The following is a 13,441-nucleotide window of genomic DNA, read 5'->3' as shown; positions in this document are numbered from 1 at the left end:
CTATTTCAAAAGAGCAAAATCAAACGTCCAATCCAACTCTTTTTTATACCACAATTGCCCCTGTGAAACTTCCAGGGGACAGTCAAAATTATTCGTATAAAGTGCTCCGGTTCCTAATCCCTGAGGCATCAAATTGTGCTGCAAAAAAGTCCATTGCGCGATGGCATTCAGTCCAATATTACTCTCCAAAGCAGAGGTAATCCACCAACCGATTTTATGCTTTTCAGCCAATGAAATCCACTCTTGTGTGCCTCGAAAACCACCTACAAAACTTGGCTTCAAAATGATGTACTGTGGCTTTATTTTCTCCAGCAATTGCTCTTTTTCTACCAAAGCAAACACACCTATCAGCTCTTCATCCAAAGCAATGGGAAAAGGAGTGGTTTTACACAGCTCTGCCATCCTGTCAGTATGATTTTTTTGTATCGGTTGTTCTATACTATGCAACTTAAATCCAGATAGTTGAATTAATTTATCTAAAGCTATATTTTCATCAAAAGCACCGTTTGCATCCACCCGAATTTCAACTTGTTCCGGAGAGAAATACTGTCGAATAAACCGTAATAATTGCAGTTCTTTATCGAAATCTATCGCTCCGATTTTGAGTTTAATACAACGAAAGCCTTGAGCTAGTTTTTCCTCGATTTGTTGCTTCATAAATGACTCCTCACCCATCCAAACTAAACCGTTTATCAAGATTGATTTTGTACCGTTTGTAAAGTCCGAAGGAAACAGCAAAAAAGGGTTTTCACTCTCCAAAGATTGGAACGCCATTTCGACTCCAAACTGTATCGAAGGAAACTCAATTAAAACTTCCCAAAGTTGATCTTTTCCCAAATGGATATTGTCGCAAGTCCATTGCAATTTATCCTCATAATCCGGTCGGTCATCAATACTCAGTCCGCGCAGAATTCCGCATTCCCCTATTCCTTTTTTATCCTCTTGTTCCAAGACAATAAACCAAGTTTCTTTTTCGGTCATAACGCCACGGGAAGTTCCTGATGGTCGTTTGAAATTGAGAATGTATTTGTGATACGTTGCTTTCAAAAGTTATAAAGTATGAGTTATGATATAGGTTGAAATAAACTCAATCAATTTTAATACGCTTGAATTAAAACATCTGTAGGAATGTTTAATTGCTCATGTAATTGACGGATCATTTCCAAAGAAAGTTTTCGTTTCCGATTTAGGATTTCACTCGCACGACTTTTAAGACCAACAATATTAGCTAAATCATTTTGATTGTATCCCATTTGTTCCATTCTGAATTTTATAGCTTCAATTGGGTCTGGCATGCCTATAGGAAAATGCTCATTCTCGTATTGGTCAATTAAAATCCCAAGTACTTCTAATTCGTCGCCTTCAGACGAGCCTTTTTTAGCATCAAAAATAACTTCAAGTCTTTCGAGAGCTTGGTTATAATCGTTTTCTGTTTTTATAGGTTTAATTTCCATTATAATTAAATTTTGTTGGCATCAATTTTATCATACTCTGCATGCGTTCCAATAAACCTAATCCAAACCATTTGATGATCAAAATTTATTTTAACTATTAATCTGTAATTATTTCCTTTGATATTGAAAACAAACCGATTACTATTTAAAATACTTGCGCTTGGATATTGCTGTTTTATCATATTGGGATTTTCCCATTCTGCTTTGCTGGTTTCCTGAAACCAAGATTTTAACTGCTGTTCACAATCAGTATGCGCTAGCCAGAAATCCCTCAGTATTTTTTTCGCAATTACTCTCAAATTAAATTTATTCTACAAAGATACGCAAAAAGTTCCCGTTTTGGGAATTTATTTCTTTAACTATTTGAATTACATACTCAAATGCCCTATATGGTAAAAAAAATCGCTTCTTTAAAACATATAAGGCATTTAAGTTTTTAAAGTTCAAGCTATTTATCCATCAACTTCAAAACTCTTTCGAAGTCATCGGAAGCTATTCCTGCTTTTTCGAAAGCAGCAAAATCTTGTTTTACTTTTTGGGTCCAACTCAAACTATCCGTTACATTTTGTGACTGATACTCTTTGTAAATGGCTTTTGCCGAGGCATAATTATCATTCAGCAAATAGGCGTGCGCCAAATTTAGCTTTATCAGCAACTCCGTATCATCAAGTTTTTCACCTACTTTCAGGAATTTAATCGCTTTACCGTATTGCTTGGTCAAAAGATAACTATTTCCTATGGCATTGTAATCCAAAGCAGTTGCTTTTCCATCATTGATTATGGTTGTCAATTTCATGATTGCTTCACCTTGCTTTCCTTGTTTTGCCAATACAGCGGCTTGCTTGCGCAAATCGTCATAAACACTTTTAGAAAGACTGGTTTGTCCAAAACAACTACTACCAAAATCCTTGAACGCCTTAGCGCGCTCTACAGCCAATAATTTTTGAAATTCCTTAAACTTGTACTTGGATTGGATTTTATCAAGAATACAAACACAAAAATCATCTGAATTGGTCATTTTTTGAGCCAAATTAGAGGTTTTACATTGATCGATGATTGCTTTTCTGTTTTCAAGCGTCCAGCCACGACTTAGTTTGTTATCAACCCACGGCACAATTTCCAAAATTATTTTTTGATTCATGATCCAGTTTTTACTTTCGAAACCAAACCATAAATTACCGGAATTCAATTGCATGCAAGCGGATTTATCTGTAGAAAGTCGCTTGGCATCTTTGCTGACTGGCGTATCTTGCACCAAACACGCATCATCGGTTTTTCCGTTTTCTTTGTATTTTGTGGCTAAGTAGGCGCTAGAAAAAACAGCGTACTTACATTTGTCATCTCCAGAGATTTTAGACAAGATAAAAACAGCTCCTGCTGATCCTTGACTGATTCCTGTTGGATCTGGAATAGCTTTTAAAACCGAGACCAAACTACCCGCCATTTGCTGATTTTTATCCAAAAGCGTTATCCTATACACCACTTCGGTGGTTCCTTCAGGAAAATCTTGGGTTTTTATAATGATTCTGTCTCTCGCGGAAACGGTAATTTCTTCCGTTGTAGCGCGGGTTTTATCCCAATAGCCGTCTTTTTGAGAGAAAACGGTATTTGCAGTAATTAGAAACAGAAATAAAACAATGAAATATTTATTTTGCATGATTGATTTAGAATTCTTTAAAATTTAAACACTAAGCCCACAAAGTGTTTCGCAAAGTTCACAAAGTGTCAAGCCAACGATACCCCTAGCCCAGATAGTAGTGAAAATCCTTTTTTAAAGCTTCCAGCCTTTTGAAGGCTGGAAGCTTTAAAAAGATTGCAACGGATAGCTGGATTAGCTTCAAAAAAAAATTACAATTCGATGGAACTTCCTATTTCCAGCAACATCAAATCTTTTCCTTTATTGAAGAATTTACGAATGGCGTCATCGTGGTCGATTTCGATATAACCGAAAGTGTCGTAGTGGTAGCCTAGAATTTTATCGCAATCCAAGAAATCAGAAGCTATTATCGCATCTTCCACATCCATGGTAAAATTATCGCCTATCGGCAAAATTGCCAAATCCAATTTGGTGCGCATGGAAATGAGTTTCATATCCATAGAAAGCGCCGTATCACCTGAAATATAGACATTTTTATGTTCGCCTTCTATTACAAAACCGCCCGGATTTCCTCCGTAACTGCCGTCAGGAAAAGAACTGGAATGAATCGCATTTACATATTTCAGTTTCCCGAAATCGAAATTCCAGCTTCCGCCGTGATTCATAGGATGCGATTGAAACCCTTTTTGGGAATAATAACCGGCAATTTCAGCATTGGAAACAATTACCGCGTTGGTTCTTTTGGCAATTGCCTCGACATCCAGAATGTGGTCTCCGTGCGCATGCGTTACTAAAATATAATCCGCTTTTAAGGTGTCAATGTCAATATGCGCTGCATTTGGATTAGCAGAAATATAAGGATCTACAATGATATGCTTGCCACCAACTTCTATCCCTAATGATGCGTGACCGTAAAATGTTATTTTCATTTGAACTTAATTTTTGAAATTGAAAAACTTAAAGATTGAAATTGATTTTTGAAATTGTCATTGCTATTGACCTTTGAGCTTAATAATTATTCACAATCAAATCCGAAAAGAAGAAAATCATGCACAACGCCAACAATACTGAAAGTGCAAAAGTACTCAATGCCAGTTTTTTTAATTCGGGATCTAATTCCTTAGGGTTTTGATTCTTATAAACGGTAATTAAATGTTTAGTTAAAGGAATGTAAGCCAATAAAAACAAGTATTGATCAAAGTGAAAATCGTCTATAATTGCAAAAATTAACACCAAAATCATCGCTGTTACAATCAGAATATAATGGTATATTTTAGCTTTGGCTCCGCCAATTTTTACGACAATCGTGTTTTTATTTGATTTTCTATCCGAAGCTTCGTCTCGCATGTTATTCAGATTTAAAACGCCGACGCTCAATAATCCAATGGCTATTGCAGGTAAAACCAATTCAAAATCCAATTGTTTGGAGTATAAAAAATTCACTCCTAAAGTGCTTACCAAACCGAAAAACACAAAGACAAATACATCGCCAAATCCACGGTAGCCATACGCCGTATTTCCAACCGTATAACGAATCGCAGATACAATTGATAAAATACCCAAACCTAAATAAAACAAGGAATACCACAAATTAGTATCGGTAAACGCATAATAAATCAACAACATCGCCGAAAGCAACGTTAATGCCGAAGTAATTATAATTGCGCGCTTCATAGCTTGCGGAGTAATCACGCCGCTTTGTATGGCGCGTTTTGGCCCTACTCGATCCTCATTATCCGTTCCTTTCATGCCGTCACCGTAATCATTGGCAAAATTGGAGAGTATTTGCAATCCTAATGTTGTCAATATGGCAAAGCCTAACAGCCTCCAGTTAAAAACTTCTGTTGGTGTCAAAATCGTATCTGTTGGGTGCGCCAAAGCATACATACTTCCAACTATTATTCCAGATACGGATAATGGTAATGTTCTCAATCGTGCCGCTTCAATCCAATGTTTCATTTTTTTTTATGTTATTCGTTATGAGTTATAAGTTATGGGCTATACGTTATGCGTTATAGACTATACGTTATGGGTTATTGTTATTGTTTCGAAAAACAGCCTCTAACTCCTTCCCTTTAACTTCTAACCTCTAACTCATAACTCTAACCTCTAACTTCTTCTTCACATCCAATTACTATCGGACGTTTCTATTTCGTACAACCAAAGGTTGACTTGTTGTTTTAGTATTGAATAATTTCCTAACTGAAAAGCTATATTTCCTCCTGCAGTATGCAATGTTATTGAACCAATATTCAACCTTTTATGCCAGAAAAGCTGAGAAGTTGTAATTGCTTGTATTTTACTGGGCTCAATAATATCATTGCTGACATCCCAAGCTCCACTTTGTTTTATTATAAAATTCTCGTTAATGAATAATCGGTTATTTTTAAATTTAAAATATTGGATTAATCCAATAAAAGCAACATAAACCGGCATTACATAACTGTATTCAAAAAATACAGGTTCAAACCAATAACCAATCGACATAAATCCCAACAAAGGTAATCCTATTGAAAGAAAAACAGAAAAAACAAGTTTACGAAAATTAGGCTGAAGCATTAATCCTTTTTCCGGAATTTTATGGAACAATAACTTTAAAATAGAATCTCTCTCCGTCTCGCTGCATCCCGGAATTTCTATTACCGACTTGCGTTCTTCTTTTTCACCGCTGGTCGCTTGCCTGATTTTTAGTTCTAAAATCCCTATTTTCTTTTGGAAATAATTTCTGGTAACGGTCGTAATCTGAACTTTTTCAGGTTTGATGATGGTGCTTTTAGTATTCAACAACCCAAAAGACAATAACAAAGATCCTTTTTGTCGGGTTATTTTATAATTATAATACTTAAAAACTATTCGTATTACATTTATAACCAAAACAATACCGAACAACAATACTATCGATATTAAAATAGTTTGCAACACTAAGTTTTCATCTATATAAGACCCCACTTTTTCCTTGTAAACATTGCTTTCGTCTCCAAAATTTTGAAAATTCTCATAAATTGTACTAAAGAAAATAAGCAATAAGGCGATACTTCTCTCGTAGTTCGAAGTTATTCCAACTTTTAACAAACTCAAAAAACGTATCTTTATGAAAGGATGCGCAGCTTCAAACAGTTTTTGCTCTGTTTCCTCCAATGAAATTTCTTCAGTTTCAATGATGCTCTTCTTTCCTTCATTCTCTAACAAACGGGATTTTAATTCCAAAGCCAATTCATGCGAAATCGCTTTTATGGCGCCTTCTTTTTTATTGCTTCCTGCGGTATCCACATCCAATTCATAAACACCAATTAACTTTTGAATAAAAGACTGATTGATATTTACCTGTTGGATTTTACGCAACTGAATAGCAGTTTTGGTTTTATTGAAAACTCCATCTGTAATGATAAATTCTTCGTTTTCTGAATCTAAAGCAAATGTGAAATTCAGATATTTCAAATAGGAAACAACTCCAATGCTTACAAAGACGGCAATCATCCCAAGGAAAAGATACAATTTGTTAATCTCATCAAATTTAAAAATCCAGATCACAATCATAGGCCACAACGCTCTGGCGTATTGCTGAAGCGTGTAAAAAAACATCACCAAAATTCCTATTACAGATTGTCTTTGTGGCTGACTAAAATCGACTCCCATTACAATTGCTTTTGTATTTTACCCATCAACAACTGTTTGATATTTTCGGCTTGTTCTTTTCCGATTCCCGGAATTTCAATATCACTTGAACTTCCGCCGGCAGTAAAAATTTCTATTTTGGCCAGACCAAAATAACGTGGAACTAATCCTTCATGCAAAGCTACATGTTGCACTCTATTATAAGGAATTACAATGGTGTTTGTAGCAAAAATTCCGTGTCTAAAAAGCACATCATGTTCCCTAAATGCAAATCCTTTTTTCTGGAATCCAATATAAGAAAACACAATAATCAAAAGTGAAAGTATCGGAATTACAACTCCCAAAATCAACCAGACTCTTCCTGAAAACAGCTTTGGCTTGAAGATAGAAATTAGTACCGGAACAAGAATAAGTATTCCTATTATTATGGCAACATTGATTAAAACCACTCTTATGTATTTAGGATGCAAATTCGTAAAAGTGACTTCCTCAAATTTAGGAAGTTGGCCGGTATCAATTGTTTCGTTTGTAAAATTTTCCATTTAAACTATTTTTTTTACCGCAAAAGCGATGCTTTTTTCTTGCCACAAAGACCCTAAGGCGCTAAGTTTTTTTATGCACTATTTTGAGACTGGACACTGATTACTAAATTACGGCAACCATTTTTTCTCAAAATTCGGTTTTCTTTTCTCAAGAAATGCATTTCTGCCTTCTTTAGCTTCTTCGGTCATATAGGCAAGTCTTGTCGCTTCTCCAGCAAAAACCTGTTGTCCTACCATTCCATCATCCGTAAGATTCATCGCGAATTTCAGCATTTTAATAGCCATCGGAGATTTTTGCAAAATTTCCTGTGCCCATTCGTAAGCCGTATCTTCTAATTCAGCATGCGGAATCACAGCATTCACCATTCCCATATCCATAGCGTCCTGAGCCGAATAATTGCGTCCCAAGAAGAAAATCTCGCGTGCTTTTTTCTGTCCCACCATCTTAGCTAAATAAGCCGAACCGTATCCACCATCAAAACTCGTTACATCGGCATCCGTTTGTTTGAAAATCGCGTGTTCTTTACTCGCCAAAGTCAAATCGCAAACCACATGCAAACTGTGTCCTCCGCCAACAGCCCAACCGGGAACTACAGCGATAACTACTTTTGGCATAAATCGGATTAAACGTTGTACTTCCAAAATGTTCAAACGATGCTGTCCGTCATCGCCCACATATCCTTGATGTCCACGTGCGTTTTGATCGCCGCCGCTACAAAAAGAATACACGCCATCTTTAGAAGAAGGTCCTTCGGCAGAAAGTAAAACGACACCAATAGACGTATCTTCCTGCGCGTCATAAAATGCATTATACAATTCGGCAGTCGTTTTTGGACGGAACGCATTGCGCACATCCGGCCTGTTGAAAGCAATTCTGGCAACGCCATTGCATTTCTTATAAGTGATATCTTCGTATTCTTTAGCAGTGATCCAATCCATTACAATTGATTTAAATTATTTTAGCGTAAAAATAAATCATTTTTTACATTTTATCTATTCTATTTAGACAAGCTTATGGTAATCCTTCTCTGATTAAAGGCTTTGAAATGTTAAAAAACAATAAAAAAGCACCATTTTAACAGTCAGTAATTCAAATTATTTTTAAATTTAAATAATGCTAATCAGATGAATACAAATTGTTTATCTTGATTAATTATTGATTCTTCACTGATTTATTAACCTAAAAAAAGAATGTATTGAATGTAATTAAAAATGTTGTCGCTCCTTTTTCTACGGTAATAACTTATAAAAATATTTTTAAAGCCCCGATTAACGAGTTAATGCTACAACCATTTGCCCCAGCAGTAAAAAATAAAAAGTAACACCTACGGTTAAATAAAGATTTATTTTTCTTGTTCTTGCAAAAGTGAGACATTAATAAACAATTGTTTTAGAAAATTATCTTCCAATATATACAAAACCAACGGCTTTATCGTGAAATTATTTCTTAACTCCTAAGCAAGTGATTGGACATTTAAAGACAAACTATTCTTTAAAGTACTTTACGCTTAAGTTAATATTTTTAAAATAGTATAGAGCATACTATTATTCTTAAAGGCGGATAAAGCTACTTTAAACTTCAAATTTATTTTAGTGCTGCTAGAATTTAATATTCTAAAACAGCATTAAAAAGAGAAAGACTAACCGTTACGATTAGTCTTTCTTTTTTTTTATTCCTTAACCAAGTAAATTCCGTCTTCCTTGATTTCGATTAATTTCTCTCGATACAAAGCGCCAATGGCTTTCTTGAAGGTTTTCTTACTCATTTTCAAAACCGTTTTAATATCTTCCGGATGTGAATTATCGGTCAAACGCAAGAAACCTCTGCTGGCTCTTAGTTCGTCAAGGATTTTCTCGGCATTCGGCTCTATACTTTGATATCCTTGTACCTGCAATGCCACATCAATTTTATTGTCAGGACGAATCGTCTTAATGTAGCCTCGCATGCGGTCTCCCGTACGAATCGCATCATCATAGACTTCATCTTTGTACAGCAAACCTTTGTACTTTTCGTTGATGATCACGTTAATTCCTAATTCAGTGATATGGGAAACGATTAAATCTACCTCTTCTCCTTTTTCAACCGTTAGGTGATCATTTTTTAAAAACTGATTCAATTTACTGGAAGCGACCAAACGATTGGTTTTTTCGTCCATATAAAGATACACCAAGTAACGTTTTCCTTTTTCCATAGGACGCGCCTGCTCTTTAAACGGAACCAAAATATCTTTTTCCATTCCCCAATCCATAAAAGCACCAATCTGATTGGTATAATTCACACGCAAAAGTGCAAATTCATTCAACAATATATATGGCTCTAATGTTGTGGCAACGGGTCTTTCTTCGTGGTCCAAGTACACAAAAACAATCAACTCCTCGCCTATTTCAAATTCGTTTGGAACGTATTTGTTTGGCAACAGAATGTCATGAATTCCTTCGGGATCTTCTTCTGGATTTCCCAGAAACAAACCCACTTTGGTATCGCGTAAAATGGTAAGCGTATTGTATTTTCCTATTTCAATCATTTTCTTTCAATTTCTAAAGCGCAAAGGTACGAAGTTTGAAAATAGTAAATTAAGAAACCGTCCACAAAAAAATAAAGCCTGAATCCGCTGGATATTTTCTTTTTTAGGAGCATAACTTTCCGTTCTTTCATCACGAATTGTTCCGCTTCCCGATAATTATCGGGACGCAGTATCTTTTTTAAACGCAACACTTTCCGCAACCCTTTCAGAGTTCAAAACTCTGAAAGGGTTAAAAGCGTTTATAAAAAGGATACTTGCTTCCATCGGGGCTAGATTAGGATTTTTTGCTTTTCAAAATAACTTATGCGAGCGGTGGTTCTAGCACAAAATGCGGTGTTGCGGTTTTTAACCAGTAATTAATTATATAAAATTATCCAGATAATTACTTTTAGTTATTAAATTAGCCTCAAGAAGCTTTTTAGTTTAATAATTCAACATAACTATTTAAAGGTAACATTGAATATTGTTTTGCATATAAAAAGCTTTTAAAAACAACTGAAGGAACCAATTTTAATATATCATAATAATGAAAAACCTAGCAATTCTCTATTTTACATTGTTATCCTTTTGTGTCTTAGCTCAAGAAAAAGAGGCTTATGCCATCAAAATATATCTCGAAAATGCCGAAACAGGAAAAAATATTGATGATGCCAAAGTAACTCTCGAAGGCTTTGAAATTCCTGCCCTTACTGCAAAGTATGATAAAAAAGAGAAAGTCTATTATTTTACTGAAATACCAAGCGGTTATAATACTGTTATGGCGTATCATAAAAAATACAATGAAAAAGGCTTTCAAAATGTTATGGGATTACCAAAGGAATTAAAATTACGTCTTTATGACCCTTTGAATGTTTCTTATAGTTTTGAAAAACCTAAACTAACAGAATTTAAAAAGGATTATTATAAGCAAGATACTTATTTAAAAACACTTAAAAACAGAATTGTAAAAGGTGATACGATAGAAAATAAAAATTTTAAATATCTCTACAATGAAGATTTATTTCACATAGCAATTATTACAAAGTATAGTTATAAAGATTTTTTTTCTAATGACAGTATTAAAAACTTAATAAATAAACTATCACTCGAACAGACTATATATAAGTCTGGAACTGATGAAAAATACACTTTAAATATTTATCAATTTAATGACACAAGGCTTTCTAAATATCAATATTTAGAAAATGACATCCAGCAAAGCGAAAGTCAAAATTATTTTGGTCTTAATAACTATAATGTGTTTTTTTTTCATAAGAAAGACAAAACTAAATTCAATAGATTTAATTGTAAAGAAATTCAAGAATTGAGAAAATTTAATTTAAGAGTTGCTTCTTTATCAAATAGAGTTATTGAATATTATGCTAATTCAAAGTTCAATAAAGAATCATTTGAAGAACTATATGATCATAATATTAAAAATAATATTTATCAAAATAGTATTGATAATTATGATTTTGGCAAACTTAAAATTCCTGAAAAAATATTCTTTAAAAGTTCTGAAAAAGAATCAAAAATGTATTTCGGAAATGAAAAATATAGAAAGTTAGAAGTACTAAGTAGTGATTATTCCATAGAAACTTTATTTTTTGTGATTTCAAAAGACCAAAGCTCAAGTGTCGGTTTAGGGGGCTTGGATGAACTAGAAATTGACAAAACAAATAAAAAATATAGGTTTACAAACACTTATAAAGAATAGTTGTAAATCAGCAATTAACATTTAAAAAAAATTAACAAATGAAAACCCAATCCCACATAATAGTAAAATTCATTATAGTTTGTTTCTTTATGATAAGTTGCAACGGACAAACAAAGCAAGAAAATAAATTCGTTGAAAAGGATTCTACTTATATAATTGGTAATTATATGATTAATCCCAAACAGAAAACTGTTGCTGTAGGCGGAATGACAGGAGGGGTGACTTGGGATGGCTATAAATATACCGTTGACCCAAAAATTAACTTCGATACTACAAACTTAATTTTTATAGGGGATCATATCTTTATTAAAGAGCATTTTCCATTTAATTGCGATTTTAATAATATTGAAGTCATCAAATCAAATGATCAATTGGTGATTTTTAGTGATAAGAATAAAATCTACACCTATTGGGCTGGCCACGGATCATCTGAAATTGATATTTCAAAATTTAAAAAGCTAAGTAATAATATATATAAAGACCTTAACGGGGATTTGATGCTTTTAACGGGAGATTATGAATTACAGTTGGCAAGAATACAACAGCCCAATGAAATAGACCTAAACACTGTTGAATATGTAACTAACAATTACATAAAAGATAAAAACGGTTTGTATTTATGTCCAAAGTATGGGGATAATAGTAATTCCATTGTTAGAAAGTTAACTAAGATTTGCTCTAGCAATGGAGTTAATAGTAACCCCATAGTTACAAAAAACTATTTTATTTATGGAGAAAAAGTATTTGGAACAGCAGACACACCTTCAGAATTAAAGCTTAACAAAGCTAAAATGTGGGAAATTGTCATAAATGAATATTCCAATTATAGTTTATTAACTGATGGAAAGAGAACGTATGAAAATTGGCGTGATGGTTATAAAATTTTTGATTTTAAAACTGATCGTCGTAGAACCAATGTTACTTTCTTTGAAGGTATTGATATCAAATATGTATTCTCAAACAATTTAAAATTTATTCCAAAAAATGAAACAGATTTATTGTTTAAAGGAACTCAGGATTTTGGCAACCAAGATTCTGGTACGGTAATTCAAACTTCCAATGGATATTATTTTATTCCATTTGGGGGTAATAACAAGATCCGAAAAATAAATAACATCTTTATTTATAATATTGACACTAAAAAAGAAGAAGAATTAAATCAAAAAAAATTTAAATATTTAAAAGACAATGTTTATACCTATAAAAACCATCTGTTTTTTAACGGTATGCCTGTTCATACCACAATGGATATTAAAAACATAAAACTATTATACAAAGGAGATAATAAAACTGATTTTATATCTGACGGAAAAAAAACAATGTGTATTGGAAATAGAACAGGTTACAAAAGCAAAAAAATTAATGATACTGACTTTGTCTTAATTGAAGAAAATATCATTGATGATTTTTCAAAATTAAAAACCATTAATCAAAATATCCTTATTGATGACAAAAATATTTATAACCGAGACATTGTCATTCCCATCCAAAAAATAGGAATACCTATAAAAGTTTATCAATAATCGCTAACCTTATAAAAAAATACTCTCCACTTGATCCTAAAGCCTTCAATTATTTAGTTTTTATTATACTTATTTTTTTCATTTTGAGATATTGTAAAAAGGCATACGAAGGTGGTAAAATTGAATATGCTGCGAAGAGAATCAAAACTCCTTTAATGATTAATCGATTTGTAGATTATCTAGACAAAAAAAGCATTAATGAGTCATTTACGGAAATGAATGTTTATGATTTTCTGCAAACAGAATTGTATTCCGGAAATTTTCTGGTAAGATTAATCAACTCTAGAATCTTCCACCTTTTTAATGAGACCACAATTGATAGTTTAAAAGATATTTTCATTTACAACTTAATAAACAGAAAACTTATAACAATTTGGACGGCGGACAGATTAGACAGAAAATTTAAGGTTGTCAAGTCTTATTATAACGATTACGATTTACCTTTCTAAAAAATGCCCCCCGCTCCGCAAAGTCTCCGACTTTGAGGAA

13 protein-coding genes are annotated in these 13,441 nt (G+C 33.4%); 3 read left to right on the top strand and 10 right to left on the bottom strand.

Annotated elements, in window-relative coordinates; genetic code table 11:
• From ACNQGX_RS06745 to ACNQGX_RS06700, 10 genes are all read right to left on the bottom strand, one after another.
• Positions 1-1,047 carry an o-succinylbenzoate synthase gene (locus tag ACNQGX_RS06745; RefSeq protein ID WP_417975163.1) on the bottom strand — a complete coding sequence of 349 codons (1,047 nt, stop codon included), beginning with the start codon at positions 1,045-1,047 and terminating at the stop codon, positions 1-3.
• Between the two features lie 50 nt (positions 1,048-1,097).
• Positions 1,098-1,454 carry a helix-turn-helix domain-containing protein gene (locus ACNQGX_RS06740; protein ID WP_291251288.1) on the bottom strand — a complete coding sequence of 119 codons (357 nt, stop codon included), beginning with the start codon at positions 1,452-1,454 and terminating at the stop codon, positions 1,098-1,100.
• A gap of 5 nt (positions 1,455-1,459) precedes the next feature.
• Complete coding sequence (locus ACNQGX_RS06735; protein ID WP_417975162.1) at positions 1,460-1,753, bottom strand: type II toxin-antitoxin system HigB family toxin; 294 nt, start codon at positions 1,751-1,753, stop codon at positions 1,460-1,462.
• Positions 1,754-1,902: 149 nt separating this feature from the next.
• Complete coding sequence (locus ACNQGX_RS06730; protein ID WP_417975161.1) at positions 1,903-3,111, bottom strand: tetratricopeptide repeat protein; 1,209 nt, start codon at positions 3,109-3,111, stop codon at positions 1,903-1,905.
• Positions 3,112-3,302: 191 nt separating this feature from the next.
• Complete coding sequence (locus ACNQGX_RS06725; protein ID WP_417975160.1) at positions 3,303-3,980, bottom strand: metal-dependent hydrolase; 678 nt, start codon at positions 3,978-3,980, stop codon at positions 3,303-3,305.
• A gap of 79 nt (positions 3,981-4,059) precedes the next feature.
• Positions 4,060-5,010 (bottom strand): 1,4-dihydroxy-2-naphthoate octaprenyltransferase, encoded by a 951-nt coding sequence (gene menA, locus ACNQGX_RS06720; RefSeq protein WP_417975159.1) that lies wholly within the window; start codon positions 5,008-5,010, stop codon positions 4,060-4,062.
• A 162-nt stretch (positions 5,011-5,172) separates the two neighbouring features.
• On the bottom strand, positions 5,173-6,687 hold the full coding sequence (locus ACNQGX_RS06715; RefSeq protein ID WP_417975158.1) for a PH domain-containing protein: 1,515 nt from the start codon (positions 6,685-6,687) through the stop codon (positions 5,173-5,175).
• Positions 6,687-7,208 carry a PH domain-containing protein gene (locus ACNQGX_RS06710; RefSeq protein WP_417975157.1) on the bottom strand — a complete coding sequence of 174 codons (522 nt, stop codon included), beginning with the start codon at positions 7,206-7,208 and terminating at the stop codon, positions 6,687-6,689. The genes ACNQGX_RS06715 and ACNQGX_RS06710 overlap by 1 nt, the downstream gene beginning before the upstream one ends.
• A 108-nt stretch (positions 7,209-7,316) precedes the next feature.
• On the bottom strand, positions 7,317-8,147 hold the full coding sequence (locus tag ACNQGX_RS06705) for a 1,4-dihydroxy-2-naphthoyl-CoA synthase (RefSeq protein WP_091170323.1): 831 nt from the start codon (positions 8,145-8,147) through the stop codon (positions 7,317-7,319).
• A gap of 731 nt (positions 8,148-8,878) precedes the next feature.
• Positions 8,879-9,733 carry a CvfB family protein gene (locus ACNQGX_RS06700; RefSeq protein ID WP_114754132.1) on the bottom strand — a complete coding sequence of 285 codons (855 nt, stop codon included), beginning with the start codon at positions 9,731-9,733 and terminating at the stop codon, positions 8,879-8,881.
• Positions 9,734-10,259: 526 nt separating this feature from the next.
• Here ACNQGX_RS06700 and ACNQGX_RS06695 point away from each other — a divergent pair.
• The 3 genes from ACNQGX_RS06695 to ACNQGX_RS06685 all read left to right on the top strand — a co-directional run bounded on the left by ACNQGX_RS06695 (position 10,260) and on the right by ACNQGX_RS06685 (position 13,401).
• The gene (locus ACNQGX_RS06695) at positions 10,260-11,429 is read left to right on the top strand and encodes a hypothetical protein (RefSeq protein WP_417975156.1); all 1,170 of its coding nucleotides are present in this window, start codon (positions 10,260-10,262) and stop codon (positions 11,427-11,429) included.
• 167 nt (positions 11,430-11,596) lie between these two features.
• On the top strand, positions 11,597-12,952 hold the full coding sequence (locus tag ACNQGX_RS06690) for a hypothetical protein (RefSeq protein ID WP_417975155.1): 1,356 nt from the start codon (positions 11,597-11,599) through the stop codon (positions 12,950-12,952).
• Positions 12,953-13,035: 83 nt separating this feature from the next.
• A complete protein-coding gene (locus ACNQGX_RS06685) occupies positions 13,036-13,401 on the top strand; it encodes a hypothetical protein (RefSeq protein ID WP_417975154.1) in 366 nt (121 codons plus the stop codon).
• The last annotated feature ends 40 nt before the right edge of the window (positions 13,402-13,441 follow it).

This window comes from Flavobacterium glycogeni (assembly GCF_048286775.1).
Classification (GTDB): Bacteria; Bacteroidota; Bacteroidia; order Flavobacteriales; family Flavobacteriaceae; genus Flavobacterium.
This window is presented reverse-complemented; position numbering and strand designations above follow the sequence as displayed.

Excerpts from the sequence above, each read along its gene's own strand:
- ACNQGX_RS06740 (WP_291251288.1), bottom strand. The coding sequence starts at position 1,454 with ATGGAAATTAAACCTATAAAAACAGAAAACGATTATAACCAAGCTCTC.
- ACNQGX_RS06730 (WP_417975161.1), bottom strand. The coding sequence starts at position 3,111 with ATGCAAAATAAATATTTCATTGTTTTATTTCTGTTTCTAATTACTGCA.
- ACNQGX_RS06725 (WP_417975160.1), bottom strand. The coding sequence starts at position 3,980 with ATGAAAATAACATTTTACGGTCACGCATCATTAGGGATAGAAGTTGGT.
- menA (WP_417975159.1), bottom strand. The coding sequence starts at position 5,010 with ATGAAACATTGGATTGAAGCGGCACGATTGAGAACATTACCATTATCC.
- ACNQGX_RS06715 (WP_417975158.1), bottom strand. The coding sequence starts at position 6,687 with ATGGGAGTCGATTTTAGTCAGCCACAAAGACAATCTGTAATAGGAATT.
- ACNQGX_RS06710 (WP_417975157.1), bottom strand. The coding sequence starts at position 7,208 with ATGGAAAATTTTACAAACGAAACAATTGATACCGGCCAACTTCCTAAA.
- ACNQGX_RS06705 (WP_091170323.1), bottom strand. The coding sequence starts at position 8,147 with ATGGATTGGATCACTGCTAAAGAATACGAAGATATCACTTATAAGAAA.
- ACNQGX_RS06700 (WP_114754132.1), bottom strand. The coding sequence starts at position 9,733 with ATGATTGAAATAGGAAAATACAATACGCTTACCATTTTACGCGATACC.
- ACNQGX_RS06695 (WP_417975156.1), top strand. The coding sequence starts at position 10,260 with ATGAAAAACCTAGCAATTCTCTATTTTACATTGTTATCCTTTTGTGTC.
- ACNQGX_RS06690 (WP_417975155.1), top strand. The coding sequence starts at position 11,597 with ATGATTAATCCCAAACAGAAAACTGTTGCTGTAGGCGGAATGACAGGA.